Annotated in this window: 17 protein-coding genes and 1 pseudogene; 3 read left to right on the top strand and 15 right to left on the bottom strand. The window is 43.8% G+C overall.

What is annotated here, in order from left to right:
• The first annotated feature begins 43 nt into the window (after nucleotides 1-43).
• The 3 genes and pseudogenes from V7R35_RS16460 (at nucleotide 44) to V7R35_RS16450 (ending at nucleotide 2,703) form a co-directional block, all read left to right on the top strand.
• Complete coding sequence (locus V7R35_RS16460; RefSeq protein WP_014997010.1) at nucleotides 44-859, top strand: hypothetical protein; 816 nt, start codon at nucleotides 44-46, stop codon at nucleotides 857-859.
• Nucleotides 860-943: 84 nt separating this feature from the next.
• Entirely contained in the window at nucleotides 944-1,678 is a 735-nt protein-coding gene (locus V7R35_RS16455) for a hypothetical protein (RefSeq protein ID WP_012516879.1), read from the top strand.
• 71 nt (nucleotides 1,679-1,749) lie between these two features.
• Nucleotides 1,750-2,703: pseudogene (locus V7R35_RS16450) on the top strand (IS481 family transposase).
• A 251-nt stretch (nucleotides 2,704-2,954) separates the two neighbouring features.
• On the opposite strand, the gene V7R35_RS16445 reads toward V7R35_RS16450, so the two are convergent.
• From V7R35_RS16445 to V7R35_RS16375, 15 genes are all read right to left on the bottom strand, one after another.
• Complete coding sequence (locus tag V7R35_RS16445) at nucleotides 2,955-3,137, bottom strand: hypothetical protein (RefSeq protein WP_012516877.1); 183 nt, start codon at nucleotides 3,135-3,137, stop codon at nucleotides 2,955-2,957.
• 75 nt (nucleotides 3,138-3,212) lie between these two features.
• Nucleotides 3,213-3,581, bottom strand: a complete 369-nt coding sequence (locus V7R35_RS16440) for a cation transporter (protein ID WP_334015974.1) — start codon at nucleotides 3,579-3,581, stop codon at nucleotides 3,213-3,215.
• A 49-nt stretch (nucleotides 3,582-3,630) separates the two neighbouring features.
• A complete protein-coding gene (locus tag V7R35_RS16435) occupies nucleotides 3,631-4,083 on the bottom strand; it encodes a hypothetical protein (protein WP_015066023.1) in 453 nt (150 codons plus the stop codon).
• Between the two features lie 10 nt (nucleotides 4,084-4,093).
• Nucleotides 4,094-4,747, bottom strand: coding sequence for a methyltransferase family protein (locus V7R35_RS16430; RefSeq protein WP_014997006.1), 654 nt, complete (start codon nucleotides 4,745-4,747; stop codon nucleotides 4,094-4,096).
• Nucleotides 4,737-5,060 (bottom strand): DUF2933 domain-containing protein, encoded by a 324-nt coding sequence (locus tag V7R35_RS16425; RefSeq protein ID WP_014997005.1) that lies wholly within the window; start codon nucleotides 5,058-5,060, stop codon nucleotides 4,737-4,739. Before V7R35_RS16425 ends, V7R35_RS16430 begins: the two co-directional genes overlap by 11 nt.
• 46 nt (nucleotides 5,061-5,106) lie before the next feature.
• Nucleotides 5,107-5,463, bottom strand: coding sequence for a cupredoxin domain-containing protein (locus tag V7R35_RS16420; RefSeq protein WP_015066022.1), 357 nt, complete (start codon nucleotides 5,461-5,463; stop codon nucleotides 5,107-5,109).
• Between the two features lie 9 nt (nucleotides 5,464-5,472).
• Nucleotides 5,473-7,821 carry a heavy metal translocating P-type ATPase gene (locus V7R35_RS16415; RefSeq protein ID WP_170826532.1) on the bottom strand — a complete coding sequence of 783 codons (2,349 nt, stop codon included), beginning with the start codon at nucleotides 7,819-7,821 and terminating at the stop codon, nucleotides 5,473-5,475.
• 24 nt (nucleotides 7,822-7,845) lie between these two features.
• Entirely contained in the window at nucleotides 7,846-8,256 is a 411-nt protein-coding gene (locus tag V7R35_RS16410) for a MerR family transcriptional regulator (protein WP_012516866.1), read from the bottom strand.
• 118 nt (nucleotides 8,257-8,374) lie between these two features.
• A complete protein-coding gene (locus tag V7R35_RS16405) occupies nucleotides 8,375-8,824 on the bottom strand; it encodes an AIR synthase-related protein (RefSeq protein ID WP_014997003.1) in 450 nt (149 codons plus the stop codon).
• Nucleotides 8,809-9,201, bottom strand: coding sequence for a hydrogenase maturation protease (locus V7R35_RS16400; protein ID WP_014997002.1), 393 nt, complete (start codon nucleotides 9,199-9,201; stop codon nucleotides 8,809-8,811). The genes V7R35_RS16405 and V7R35_RS16400 overlap by 16 nt, the downstream gene beginning before the upstream one ends.
• A gap of 14 nt (nucleotides 9,202-9,215) precedes the next feature.
• A complete protein-coding gene (locus V7R35_RS16395; RefSeq protein ID WP_043959777.1) occupies nucleotides 9,216-10,439 on the bottom strand; it encodes a hypothetical protein in 1,224 nt (407 codons plus the stop codon).
• Between the two features lie 12 nt (nucleotides 10,440-10,451).
• Nucleotides 10,452-11,246 carry a cytochrome c3 family protein gene (locus tag V7R35_RS16390; RefSeq protein ID WP_014997000.1) on the bottom strand — a complete coding sequence of 265 codons (795 nt, stop codon included), beginning with the start codon at nucleotides 11,244-11,246 and terminating at the stop codon, nucleotides 10,452-10,454.
• On the bottom strand, nucleotides 11,243-12,001 hold the full coding sequence (locus V7R35_RS16385; protein ID WP_014996999.1) for a hypothetical protein: 759 nt from the start codon (nucleotides 11,999-12,001) through the stop codon (nucleotides 11,243-11,245). Before V7R35_RS16385 ends, V7R35_RS16390 begins: the two co-directional genes overlap by 4 nt.
• Nucleotides 12,001-13,935, bottom strand: a complete 1,935-nt coding sequence (locus V7R35_RS16380; protein ID WP_281084517.1) for a 2Fe-2S iron-sulfur cluster-binding protein — start codon at nucleotides 13,933-13,935, stop codon at nucleotides 12,001-12,003. Before V7R35_RS16380 ends, V7R35_RS16385 begins: the two co-directional genes overlap by 1 nt.
• On the bottom strand, nucleotides 13,932-14,777 hold the full coding sequence (locus V7R35_RS16375; RefSeq protein ID WP_044556710.1) for a hypothetical protein: 846 nt from the start codon (nucleotides 14,775-14,777) through the stop codon (nucleotides 13,932-13,934). Before V7R35_RS16375 ends, V7R35_RS16380 begins: the two co-directional genes overlap by 4 nt.
• Nucleotides 14,778-14,803 lie beyond the last annotated feature (26 nt).

Here is a 14,803-nt window from a genome sequence, read left to right as displayed (position 1 = left end):
AAAAAGTCGCTTTGTAAAGAATACGCAAGCAAATCATAAGGACATGACGTTGAATATATTTGAAGTAATAAACAATAGTATTTCTGACTTTGTAGAAAATCAAGAAAATAAAGCGCTCAAGAGAGGTACAGGCTCTTATTCGATACCGTTTAGAGGCTCTATCTTCGGGGAAATCGAGACAGCAAAAGTATTAAGTAAGCTCAATGCCGAATCAGTTGATGTAATTTGGTTAGGCTCAAATCCTAATGTTCCTGAATCTCTCGACGCTATTTTGTCTCCTTCCTCCCCTTCCCACTACGAGGGTTTTGTGCAACAAGCCATGAACGACAATTTCAGCGAAGCGTACAAAAATAGCGAAGGTGCGAATGTCCCATTGTGGGATCCTATTAACAAGCCAAACAACAAGTGGCAATTCTACTCAGAGATATTCAACAAGCGGTTTGGTGAACACAAAACGCTCATGGCTAACATAGTGCTGTGGGGAAGTAAGGATTTTAAAAGCTTCACTTCTCAGTTGGCTAAATACGATAAAGCGCTTTTAGAGAGAGCTATTCAGTTTTCTTACGAGCTGAACAATCAGATAATCGAGTACTTCAAGCCAAAAGTTGTTCTTGTTCCCAAGAGCTCTAATAGCCCATCATCAAAGAATTGGCTACTACACTCTTCAAACTTAACAGACATACAGCATCACGAAGTGAGAGGTAAAGTAACGTTCAAGTTTTCAGTAGGTAGCCTGCAAAAAGGCGATTTTAAAACAACTGTAATATCAGCCCCCCACCCTTCATACACACCAAGAATTGGTCGTGAATTTAGAGAGTCTGCGCAAAACGCTATCTTCACAGTATTACAAAATTGCTGATACTTATTAATCTACTTCATAAACAAAAACTAATTTTGCATTTGTTAGCATCTTTAGTTGATGAGTTTATCGCACGAGAGTTACATGATAGAACTTAAGATTTTGGGATCCTTTATTACCGCTAGTGCAACTATTTTAGTAGCCTTAGCAACATATATATGGAAAATTCAGAGAGAAAAAAAAGAAAGTAATCGAACAATAATTTATTTACTCCTTGAGTTACGCAATGTATTTATCAATTCAGTAATTAATACAGATCGCGCGATTGACGGTTACTTGAAGCTGTATTTAGAGAAATTGAATGACCAAGCATTCTCGCCTAAAGATAAATCAGCATTCGAAGCAGAGCTACGAATTGCCCTTGAGAAAGCATTTAATTCGTTAATCATTGATATGAAGGAAGAACTGCGAGTAGATTTCTCCTCTCAGTTTGACAGCGCTATTTTAGAGCTTTCAAAACATGACCCAATACTTGCTTACCGATTGCAGAAAAACATAAAAATTGAAAAAACTTTCGAGGTAATAGAGAATCATCTAACGAGGACCAAAGATTGGGTCGATAACACTAACGAAGAAAATTTGCCTTCTTTTGAGAGTATTTCGCGAAGGTTAGAATCTAAATTGGTTGAAAAACTAGCTGGAGATCTTGAACAAGATATTCTCACCGTTGCTAGTAGTGATTCATTTTTAACTAAATTAAAATGCAAAAGGATCATTAGCAATAAGAACATAAATAGCATTTACGATTTTAGCGAGATCGGTCCCTATTTGGATGAATCTTTAATTACGGTCTTCGAAAACAGTAGTCAGAATATTTAAGACAACAAGGACGTTTATGTGTGTGATTCATAGAGATCGTTTCAACATAATACGACTCTAAGAACAAAGAAATTAGACAGCGACTCAAGTGGATTGAGCTTTACGAAGAAACTAAAAATGCAGGTCTGGTTTGCCGCAGGTGTGGTATATCCAGACCCACTCTTCGTAAATGGTTAAAACGATACAAAGAAAATGGTCTAGACGGTCTTCAGGACGTTTCTAAACGCCCTCATACCTCGCCAAATACTAAAATAAACCATCAGATAGAGGAATGGATTCTAAGCCTGAGAAAAGACAGGAAGCTTGGTGCGCGGAGAATCCAAAATGAACTTCTTCGCGAGCATAGTGTTCAATTATCGCTTGCTTCCATACATAAGGTGCTGACCAGACATGACGTTAAACCAATAGTATTTCAACGGAAGAAAAAAGACTTCATCCGTTACCAAAGACCTATTCCAGGTGATCGAGTGCAGATGGATACATGCAAAATCGCTCCTGGAATTTACCAATATACTGCTATTGATGACTGCTCTAGATATCGCGTACTGGATGTGTTTAACCGGAGGTCGGCAGCAAACACCCTTATTTTTATCGATAAGGTAATCGAGGAAATGCCATTTCCAATACAGCGAATACAAACCGACCGTGGTACAGAATTCTTCGCAGAGAAAGTTCAGCGAAAGCTGATGGATTATGGCATCAAATTTCGTCCTAACAAGCCTGGTTCTCCTCACCTGAATGGTAAGGTTGAAAGGTCGCAAAGAACCGACAAAGAAGAGTTTTATTCAACAGTAAACTTGAATCTAGACGAACTAAAAAACGAAACATTGCCCGAATGGCAGCATTACTACAACTGGCAACGGGCACATGGTTAGTTAAAGGGAAAAACGCCAATGGATATTGTCTGTGAAAGACTTGAACAAGCCCCACTTTGAGAAGAGGTTCACGAGGATTATATAACTGAGGACGAGCGCATTCAGCTATCAAATTATCAACGCGACCTGCAATTGAGAAAAGTGAAATGATGTCTATGAATCACACAACTCATGCCATATAAATCGACTTTCTAACACTCCAAACAATGGATAGTAACTCGCGATCACAACAGTGAGCGTTGGATAAAAACTTCGGTCTTTATCGAATTTATTTAACTTCGCCAATCCTATTATTAAAACAGCTACCAAAGCCCCTATTGAAGTACTCACTAACACTTTATTTACCCATGTGCCGGTAATAGAAAAATTGCCCCTTCCAGCGGCTAAAACTTGCCACGCTTCTATTCGTCTTTGCTTGAAGAAAACGCTTTTAATGCTTTTTCCAGTGAATATTTTGCGTTAGGCATAACGGAACCTGTGAATTCTTGTACCGCTTGATGGATTTCATGCTCAGCTGGGTTTCTTTCAATTATTCCCAAGTTAAGTAACTTAATTCTGTCCGCTTCGTTTTTACTATGTACCACTGTGTTGTCCTGTTTTTGTTTGTTATGGCTGTACGATCAGGCGTAACGTAAGTCTGATCGTTGCTATTGAACCAATTACTTTTTATGGGTTTGCCCAGGAGGAACACGGTGGCAACTCCAGGGTTTGTGTTTTGCATTTTCACGAATGTTTTCGTCAACGAATTGGTAATAGCCTTCTTTCATTTTTGTCCAAAAGTCGTCCGAAATGTCTGCCCCGTTGTCACGAATGATTGTCTCAATGCCATCTAAATTGCAGTGGGTTGCATCGTAGCCTATATGCAGGGTACTTTTGGCGTCCTCAAATGAAACTGCATCGATTCCAAAGGTCCCATCAATGCCAGCAATAATTGCTTCTATGTTATCTTCGGTAATACCAACCAACTTTAAATGCCGTACGACTAAATTCACCTCTGATACACCGACTCTGTGATCTAGATCGCTCATCTTTTCCTCCTATAAATCGATTGTTAACTTGTTTATGTTCGTCATTTCTTTAATTATTTAAAACACTATTGGCACCGAGCTGCTGCTTCATTAACGATTGTAAAATTGACATTCTTTGTTCAAGATAAAACAAAAGTTCGTCTACCGAATTTCCCATGACTACAAAGTCGCCCCCTGCTAAACCGCTGTCGATAAGAACGAGACTTCGTTGAAGGCCATTTGTGTACGTTTCTTCCAGATGTGCTTTGTGTTGCAGGTCTGTTTCACTTTGGAGTCTCTTCTCAATATTCGTTAAATAAATTTCCATCATTTTCATATGCTCAACGATGAGAGTTTGCCTATCAGAGACGTCGTTGATCCGTTGTATGCGTTGCATTAGTGCATCCATGACAAGCTCATTACTTCGAAGCATATCATCCGCACTCATCGACGTTTGAGCAGCAGCAAATGTCGCGGGTAACACCCCTCCAACAAACAGTAATGACAGTAGTACTTTGTTCATTTTGTAATCCTTAATTAGTGCTTGAAACGTTTGAAATACCCATACGGGGAAACCAACCTGGCGTCGTTTGTTTATAGTGTCTGTAGCTATCACCAAACTCGGATTCAGCTTGCTGCTCTTCTCGCGTGGCGAGTCGAGCATAAACGACAATAAGAATTGGAAACATAAGTAAGGTTGGCAGTGTTGGCCATTGCAACAAAAAGCCAAACATGATCAGTATAAATGCAACATATTGAGGATGCCGGCAGCGAGCGTACCATCCAGTAGTGGCTAAACTATGCGATTTTTGCGCGTGGTGTAGGACACTCCAAGAAGCGGATAGTAAAAAGAAACCTAAAATGATGATGACATTACTTAAGATGTGTAAAATATCCCAGTGAGCATCGCCGGATAGCCCTAGCAAAGTATGCCACAAGTGACCATTTTCATGCGCTAAAAAGTCTACCCCTGGATAACTTTCCGCTAACCACCCTGACAAAAAATATATTGTCAGGGGGAAACCATACATTTCGGTAAATAAGGCCACGATAAAAGCGGAAAATACACCTAGGCTTCGCCAATCTGTTTTCGACTTCGGCTTGATAAAACTAAACGCAAAAAAGATAAAAATGGCTGAGTTTATAATGACTAGTGCCCAGAGCCCATAATCAGAATCACCGTGCATTATTATTCTCCGTTTTATGTTTTCCTTTACGGGCCTGCTCTAACCCTTCGATATAGCCTTTTCGATATTGCTCATTGTCCTCGGTTTGTTCTTTAAATGTTTTTTCGGTGTGCTCATGTGTTTCATGTCCTTTGCCATGACTGCCGTGCATAAAAATGTGCATGACAAGGCACAACAACAAGATCAAGTAAGGTAAATACGGAAACACATGCTCACCATGCTCAACCAGCAAGAAGTAGCTCGCGGCGGTAATAAGGCCTATGGCAGACCAACCACTGGGGGTGCGCCAAAAGGGGACTTTTTGTTTACTCATAATACACCTCGCTTTGGTATCTTTTACGTTAATAAAAAGCGTTTAATCACTTGATCACCAACGTGCCACGATACATTTGCATCTGACAATGAAATGGGTAAACGCCGGCACTGGAAGCAGGAATAGTGACCGTCACTCGCTTGTTAAGCGCTAATGTTTCATTGATATCCAACTCCGGGATCAATAACGTTTCTGCACAGGGCGTTGCATCTTCTCTGACGAACATAAGCTTAACGGACTGATGCGCCGGCACCGTGATATTGGCAGGCTGATACACGCCGTCTTTTACAAGGACTTTGATACTGCCGTCTTTTATCTGGGTTGATTGTGCTTTGTAAAGCCAAAACCACCAAACAATAAGCCCAATCAGGATAAGCCCTGCTAAATTAATCCATATCATCATTGTGTACTCCTAGTGCTCTTTCGCTTTAAATAGACGTAATCGGTTAGCATTGGTCACCACCGTTAGTGATGAGAATGCCATCGCTGCACCAGCAATGACTGGGTTAAGCAGTATCCCTAAGAATGGATAAAAGACGCCTGCCGCAAATGGTATTCCGGCGACATTATAAATAAATGCGCCAAAGAGGTTTTGCTTGATGTTACGCAGTGTTGCTTTGCTCACGGCAATTGCATCCGCTAACCCATGTAGGGAGCCGCGCATCAACGTTATATCCGCACTTTCTATCGCTACATCAGTCCCAGTCCCAATCGCAAAGCCGACGTTGGCATGAGCAAGGGCCGGTGCGTCATTTATGCCATCACCGGTCATACCCACAATTTCGCCTTCACGTTGAAGCTCAAGTATTTTGTTTGCCTTATCTTCCGGCATCACTTCGGCAACGTAATCTGCAATCCCCGCTTTTCGGGCGACGGCTTTTGCGGTCAGTCGATTATCCCCGGTTAACATCACAACTCGTATCCCGTTATGCTGTAGCCGCTTTATCGCATCTATTGAGTCAGATTTTATTGGGTCAGCGACGGCAATTACGGCAACTAATGTAGAATCAATAGCAAAATACATAGGGGTCTTTGCATCCGCTGCTAACCTCTGCGCTTTGTCGATGTAATGATGAAGCTCGATCCCTTGGTCTATCATCAATTTTTCATTTCCAAATAGCAGGCGTTGAGAATTTAGCATGGCTTCAACCCCCTTCCCCGCAATGGACTGAAAATCAGTAACGGAATGGATCGGCACACCTTGCTCCTTTGCAGATTCAACGATCGCCATGGCAAGTGGATGCTCAGAACCAGACTCAAGGCTAGCCGCCAAAGAAAGCACATCGTTGTGACTATGATCTGAAACTATAACGACATCTGTTACTTTAGGGGCCCCCTCAGTAATAGTGCCTGTTTTATCTAGAACCATAGTGGTTATTTTTGATGCAGATTGCAGCGCTTCGCCGTTTCGGATAAGAACCCCCGCTTCAGCCGCCTTTCCCACACCGACCATCACCGACATCGGTGTGGCCAAACCCAAGGCGCAAGGGCAGGCAATAATCAGTACTGTGGTCGCAGAAACGATTGCAAAAGCTACTTCAGGAGATGGGCCATAATTCAGCCAGGCCAGCGCACTGATCACGGCAATGATCATGACGACCGGTACAAAATAGGCGGAAATCATATCAGCTAATCGACCAATAGGCGGTTTAGAATTTTGTGCGCGTTTTACCATGTTAATAATTTGAGCAAGCGCGGTATCTTTTCCCACGCGCTCTGCTCGAAAGACGATAGAGCCTGATTTGTTTATCGTGCCGGCAACGACCTCATCGTCTTTTCGTTTTTCTATGGGCATGGGTTCACCCGTTAGCATTGATTCATCAATACTTGTCTGGCCCTCGACAACTAAGCCATCAACAGAGATGCGCTCCCCAGGGCGAACCCGGATAAGATCATTTAGCAGAACATCTTCAATCGGAATATCTATATCATGCCCATCACGAATGACGCGAGCTGTTTTGGCTTGTAAACCAATCAGTCGTTTAATTGCCTCGGACGTTTTACCGCGTGCTTTTATCTCAAGCGCTAAGCCTAAATTAATGAGACCAATTATCATGGCTGTTGCTTCAAAATAGACATGCCGCGCCATTTCAGGCACATATCCGGGGAAAAACACAACGACCATAGAGTACAACCAGGCTGTTCCTGTCCCCAATGCAATCAAAGTATCCATGTTCGCGGCGTGATTTTTAAAGGAGTTCCAAGCACCTACATAAAAATGCCGACCAGAAAACACCATAACACCCAATGTCATGATCCCTACAATCAACCACACGATCCGCTCAGTGGTCGTGTTGACGCTCATTTCCCCCGTCACCAAGCCATAAAGCATCAGTGGCACACCCAGAGATAATGCAATGACCATGTCTCGCATTAGTTTTTTATAATATGCCCAGTCCGCCTGTTCCTTTTCTTCAATGGCAGCCTCATCTGAATCCGTATTCGCTAATGTTGCGTTATACCCAGCTTGCTCTACCGCCTTAATCAATGCGTGGGAGGATGAACTGCCCATCACCAACACCGAGCGTTCAGCAAAATTCATCTCAGCATTGGTGACACCCGAGACCTGTTTTAAGGCCGCTTCAATTTTAGTCACACAACTGGCGCAACTTGCACCTTGGATATTGAGTTGTAGCTCACCCGAAGACGCAGAGACTTGCTCAGTATGTGTTTCACTCTCGACCGCCTTACTAGCGGTTGATACTTTTTTGTCACCGCCACAACACGAATGAATTTTCGCATCGTCCGTTTTTGAATTCATGAGCCACTCCCTCTCTAAATAATGTTATGATTTAAGTGATGTGAAACCTTCAATCAAATGGCAAATCGTATCGGCCGTTGGATGCTGATCCGGTGTATTTTCCCATTCTGAGATTGCTTTTCGCATGCGCAGTCTTAGCTCATGCATGTCCTGATACCGCTGTTCAGTTTCTTTCAACCTTTGTTCAATAAGGCGCCGAACCGTCGGGCATGGCGCGTTGGTTTGTGATGACGTGAACAGAATTTCCTTAATATCATTGATAGAGAAACCTAATGAACGCGCGCTTAAAATAAACCGTAATCGTGTCACATCAGCGGGCCTGTAATACTTGTAACCATTGTGCGATTTACTTGGCACCAAAAAACCAATGCGCGTGTAATACCGTACGCTGTCCGCGCTAATCTCTAGTGCATCTGCAATTTGTTTAACGCGCATTTTAACGCTCCTCTTTTATCAACATAGATATGCGGTTAAGCACGCCTTTAATCCTATGTTCTACTCTCACGTTACTAGGGTAAACCTATGTGTTGCTCACAGGTCAACACCTATTCTTTCAGCAGATCCTTGGAAGCGGCTCATCTTCGAGTTCATTCATGAAACGTCTTCCTCCCATTGGCGTAACAATGGTCACGCGCCCTTTTGATTCGGTGTTTTTTACTATTACACCAATGTGTTCGGCCTGCTCCCCGTTTCGAATGCTCCGCCAGTGTTCTAGCACCTTACCGCTTATGTCAGGGGCAACAACAGCAACAATGCGTCCCTCACACGCTAAAACAAACGGATCAAAGCCTAATATTTCACACACGCTTGCCACTTCAGGTCGCACCGGAATATTATTTTCAATTAACTCGATATCGAAGCCTGTTTCATTAGCAACGTCATGGAGTAATACTGACAACCCTCCACGAGTTGGGTCACGCACAAAACGAACACCTTCCAAATGCTTGATTGGATCAATAAGAGGAACAACGCTTCCACAATCAGACTTTAGCTGACCTTGCAAACCATAGTCCTCGCGAGCAAGCAGGACACACGCACCGTGATCTGGTGAACGGAATGGGTCGTCGCTTGCTTAAACTGATCCGCAATTGCCTCGTCCTCAAACACTCTCACCGTACCAGGCGAACAGCGCATGTAGGCCGCGTCGATGACTATCGTATGATCGGAACTCGCGACCCACTCCAAAAGTTCATAGCTCAGTGTCCCAGCGTCAATGCAAGATACATTTGAATAAGACTTTAGCAGGGGTTGCAGAGCACGAACCGCGTGCACACCGACGCCATCATCTCGCTGCAGTAGATTTCCAACACCAATGATAGCGTAGCGCTTAGCCGCATTTTTAATTTGGTCAATTGTTGGTGTAGTTTCTAGTGATAGCATCGGTATTTTCCTTATTAGCTATGAGGTGCTGGAATTGACCAGCCAATCACAAAGAATAAACAGAGAACGATCACCGATAGACCAAGTAATTTTGTTGACCTAATGCGTTGACCTGTGCTTTGACGCATCACGAGTTTGATCACGATTATTGTTTGGATCAGGTAATAAAGTGCAAACCCTTTTGAAGCGAGATTAATAATTTCAAATACGTTAGATGACCAAACTAATATACCTGCGATGGCGATAACTAAAACGTAGTAAAATTGGGGGGAGATAGGTAAATGGAAAAGCTCTTTTAAGAGGCCTCCGCCACCGATAGTATCGGCTAATGCTGCACTTAACTGACTTGCCGTGGCGGCAACCAGTAATAAAATCGGCAATACCCATATTGCTTGCCCTAGGGTGTAGCTAATCGTTGTTTCGTTTAATTCCGTGATCGGAAAATTCAGGAAAATAGGACACGTTAGACCGATAAAAACAACATAGAGAAAAATAGCGATCCACTGAGCATAACGACTCGCTTTAATGCGCTGTTCTGGCGTATAGTTATTCCCCATAAAACGGGTTGTCTCGAACCCTTGCGTTACCATGAGCATCCCTGCGAGCATGCTAACAGTTTCAAAATGGCTCAATGCCTGTATCGCTTCATGTTGAAACCAAGCACTTTGTACTTGTATGTCGTAGGTTGCCAGCGCTGCGAGCACACCTACTATAATAGCCAACTTTATTGTCACGGCGAATAGCTCAATGGTCTCTAGCCCCCTAGCACCTCGAAGCCAAGCGACCACCATAATGATGACAAGCAACCCACTGGTAAACAGTTTGATGTACGTCGTATCAGAGATAGATAAACGATCAAAAACAAACGCTGCAAACAAACTAATATAAAACGCCACGGAAATGGCATATGCCGCACCAAGCGCCCATTGACTTGCTTTTTCAAGCGTCATAATACTGCTTTGTTGATTGCTAGCTAGCTCAGGTTCTGCGTGGCGTATATTGAAGCGAATAACCGACCCCAGCGCATATGCCAGAATGGACAACAACACTATTCCAAGCAGTGCCCATTTCCCCATTACCGAATGCAGCAGTGGTGCAATGATCAAAAAGCCACTACCAATAATGGAAGCCAACGGTGTGACTGTTGCTCGCCATTGGAAAGATTGTCGTAAGCGAGGCAGACACAATACTATTGCGATCAGCACCGAGGTTGCGAGCGCAATGGAATTTGTGATCACAGTTTGTACCCCTTAATGGTGTTTATACCACCCGGCACGCTTAATATCGTTCCAGGACGTAGATTGATGGCAGGCATAGCATTCCTCAACTTTAGCTTTAGGCTCGCCTGCCACTTTGGCGGAAATCATTTTAAAATGCTGCATATAGTGACTGGGCGGCGCTTCATGACATTGATTGCAATCACGTGATTGACTCGACGGGTGAATAAACTTTGGCAATGACCATTTGTCTGTGCTGTGACACTGCACGCAATCCTCTCCAAATAGACCTAAATGGCGATCATCGTTGCTGTGACATTGCGTACAATTTAATAAGGCTTCTTTATCACTGACCTCAGGGTGCACAAACAAGGGCTCAGGAGTTTGTTTATTCGCTAGTATGTTCTCCAAAAACGCCATGGTGGCAGCGCCCTCGTCAAACGGGACATTTGGGTTGGGGAGCATATTGAAACCAATGTCGACTAACGCTATATGGCTCATGAGCGAAATGTTGGCCGATTCACCTTTGTGCTCTACATGGCAACTTGCACATTCTTTGATGTCGGTATGAAATGCAGTGGGTTGACGCGCAACGATATGCGTATCATTTGCATGACACGCCACACATTTGTCACGCTCAACGCCCTTCACCGGTGTGTGACAACTCAAACAGTCATCCGCGAGAAAGGCATGTGCTTTATTGAGTGAACCGGGTTCAACCATTTTTTCCCATGGAATTTGTGCGCTATCTTCAGGCATATGAATGAAATGACTGACGCCAAAGCCAGCAGCAACTAAGCCAAGAACGATTATTATCCATTTCATCATAACCAGCGCAGTCCAAAGTAAACTTCACTGAAAATGTGAAAAAACAGGACTACATAAAGTGTCATTGAAATCACGATGTGAAATTTTAACCAACGAGCAAACCACACCTTCGCGGTGTCATGAATGAGAATGCTGTACTCAACATCGGAAATTGTATCAATGATAGAAAGAACCTGGCTTTCTTGTTTGAACAATTTACTTTGTGCTGAAGTAGGCACATTTAACGTGATGTAAGGAATATGTCGTGCGGATGTTTGGGCAAACGTCGAATATCTGTCATCACAGACTGCGTCTTTCAACGCCTGTTTTGCGTTAGAAAGCGCAACGTGGAGTTCATTTACTTGGCGCTTTTTCTCTTTCACATTCGATGAAATAAGACCGAGTACATATCGACCCACAAACCCACTGATCACAACGACCATCATAAAGATAACAAGCGAAACTCCGGTAGCACTATCAAAACGATGGGCACTATGGATCAGCGCTAGAATAGGCCCCAGCACACCAGCATAGATATGTATACGCAGGAGCGTTGGCATAGCGATGTGCTTCGTCACGACTTTCTTAAGTGATTTGTTACGCTTAATGGTCATGTATACCAATGGGATAAGCATTAATACCGAAGCGCTTAAACCCACGCCAAATCCAATAAAACTGCCTGGGAATGCTGGGTCTCTATGCCATAAAAAACCGAGCCATAGCAGGATCATTAGGACAACCAAGCTGCTTACAATTGTGCGCTCTTGAGAATTCATTAAGCCTCAACCTCCACATCAGATTTAGGGATAGCTTGGCACGCCAGAATATACCCACTGAGCTTATCTTCAGGCTCCAGCCCATCATCAACCTCCATATCGACGTCACCACGTAGCAGTTTCACCTTACAACTCCCGCACGAACCCGCTCTGCATGAATTCTCTATATCTACATCGAGTCCATCAGCGACGTCTAATACGGTCTCATCCGGACCCGCGTGGGCTTCGACGTCTGAAAGACTAAACCGTACTTGTCTGTTGTTGCCTGCGTTGGTGTTAGTGGCTAATTGAGGTTTAACGGGAGCGGGCTCTGGTTTAGCAGCCCCAAACGCTTCGGTTTTAATATGCGTGTTAGGCATACCCAATTCGGCTAGCATTTTTTTCGTAGCATCCATCATTGCAGGAGGCCCACAAATATGCGCAGTTTTTGAGGCAATATCTGGCACAAATTCGTTTATCATTGCGGATGAAAAGCGGCCTTGGGGCCCCATCCAGGATGTACCCTCTGCTTGAGTCATACTGACCAGTACTTTTAACCGAGGATGACGTGCTTGCAGATATTTTAATTCCTGTTCAAAAATAAAGTCGTTGGACGTTCGCGTACAAAACAGAAAATAAATATCACCGTCCCAGCACGTCGTCGTCAAGTAGCGGACAGCGCTCATCATCGGTGTGATCCCCACTCCCCCAGAAATCAACACCACGCTGTTTGAACCATGACCATTGAAATAAAATTTACCGCCGGGGGCTTTAATTGAAAGCGTATTTCCTACCTCAACCGCGTCATGCATATAACGAGAAACCACACCGAACTCCTCTCGCTTTATCGTAACTTCAAAGTAATACTGTTCAGTGGGCGATGATGCAATGGTGTATGAGCGCTTAACTGGCTTTTCAAAACCATCGATGTTCAGTGTGAACGTGACAAATTGACCTGGTTCGAAATCAAATGGAATGGTTTGTCCATCTGGGCTGGCTAGACGTAACGTTTTAACATCATGGGTTTCATTAAAAATCGCGGTTACTACCATACCGCCACTAAACGTGCCCTTGCGCGATGAGGCAGTGGATGACAATGCTGGCTCGCTACTTTGCGCAGGTGCCGAAGCATGCTGCTGGGCAGCCGGATTAGATTCGACAACAGAGGAAACTTTTGTCGTTGGCGCAGATGTGCTTGCGGTGTCAGTAGACTTAAGCTCTTCGAGCAGCGCGGCAGCTCTGCGCATCTTAAATCCATACACATACACCATAACAATTGTAAATATGAGTAAAACGAGCATCACTGCGCTGTGAAACGGTGTCATACCAAATAGGGTTGAAGTACCTTTTTCCGGCGCACTGGGAAGCAAATTCATTTGTGACTTGAACCAGGTTAATGCCACTCTTCGTGGTTCTTGCCCGTCTTGTATGGCACGTTTCGCAGCAAGACCACTGTCAAAATGGGCTATACCCTCTTTAACTGTTTCAACAGCCATTTGCATTTGGGAATAGTCATCAGTGGCAGCTGCGCGGGCAAGCCAATCAAAACCTGTAGCAAGTTGCTCACTTCCTTGTTGCATTCTTGCGGTTGCTTTAATCAGAACAGTCTCTCTTTGTTCGGGTGTAGCTGAATGCATGCGCATTAGCGTGGGATAGAGATCTTTAGGTTTGGGTGCACCCATTTTCTCCATCATTTTATCCATGCCTTTTGCCATACCGGGTCCCATCATGGCGTCAGCATTGCCCAGCGGCCCTTTACCTTGTGTAGCAGTCGGCAAAACATCCGTATTAGCGTTGACAGTGGGATCATTGGTAGCTTCAGGATGGTGGCTCGCATGCTCACTATCCTCTGGCTGTTGCTGTGCGTAACTGCTCGTCGTTGCGAATAACAGCATAACGTTCAAAATGACGGCGTAACGCAGAAAAAATGATGTGTGTGGCCACCACATGCTCATAACTCACCTGTTTGTTCGGCCATCCACAGGCTATTTATCTTAGCGATCTGAGAGGGCGTTAATACTGATACCGCTTTCCCTACCGATGTAATAAACTGCAACCGCAAGGCGCTGTTTGTGGCTTCTATTTCAGCAATGGTGTCTTTGATATTGTCGTATTGAGGTAGCCCCTGAGCGGTCAATTCCCACAACGATGCTTCTAACGCACTTCGCTGCAGCGTAAAGCTTTGTTGAGTAGACTCCCATTCAGTTCGGATCGTGAGAAGCGTTTGGTACTGACCATCGGTCAATTCGAGTGTCTCTTTGTGGTTTAAGAAAAAAGCTTGCTCTCCAACGTGGTATAAATGCAGCGCTCCACTGACACCGGGTAAGCTTTCATTTAATGGAGAACCAGATATCTGTGTTTTATTTTGTTCAGGTGGTGTACCCATCATTGAGCTGTTTTTCATCATCATTTTGCACATCATTCCCATGCACGATTTCCCGCGCATTGGCATCATGCCTTTATTCTTACTCTTTCCCATTTTCATTGTGTTTGTTGCTGAAAGTGGCATTGATGATGTATTGAGTGAAACACTGGTATCACTCGGATTTACACTCTCATTGCTTTTTGGCTGGGTCGCTAATGAATTGTCTAACGAGCGCAAAGCGGTTTGGATTTTAGCGAAGTCATCAACGTTTAACTCAGGCTGAGTTTCTTTAGTTTCTGATGAATTGTTTTTTTTGTCTGGCTCAGTACTTTGTGGTACTGCTGAGCACGCGGTTGTGAATAAGACACTCACTAATACCAGCGTCACAATAATCGCTATACGGTAGGGTTGGTGATAAACTCTATTATTCACAACGGCATACTCCTAATTAAAATATT

The sequence above is a fragment of the Alteromonas sp. S167 genome (assembly GCF_036864375.1).
In the GTDB taxonomy this organism is placed as follows: Bacteria; Pseudomonadota; Gammaproteobacteria; order Enterobacterales; family Alteromonadaceae; genus Alteromonas.
Note: the sequence above shows the minus strand (reverse complement) of the source record. Positions and strands in the feature narration are given on the sequence as shown.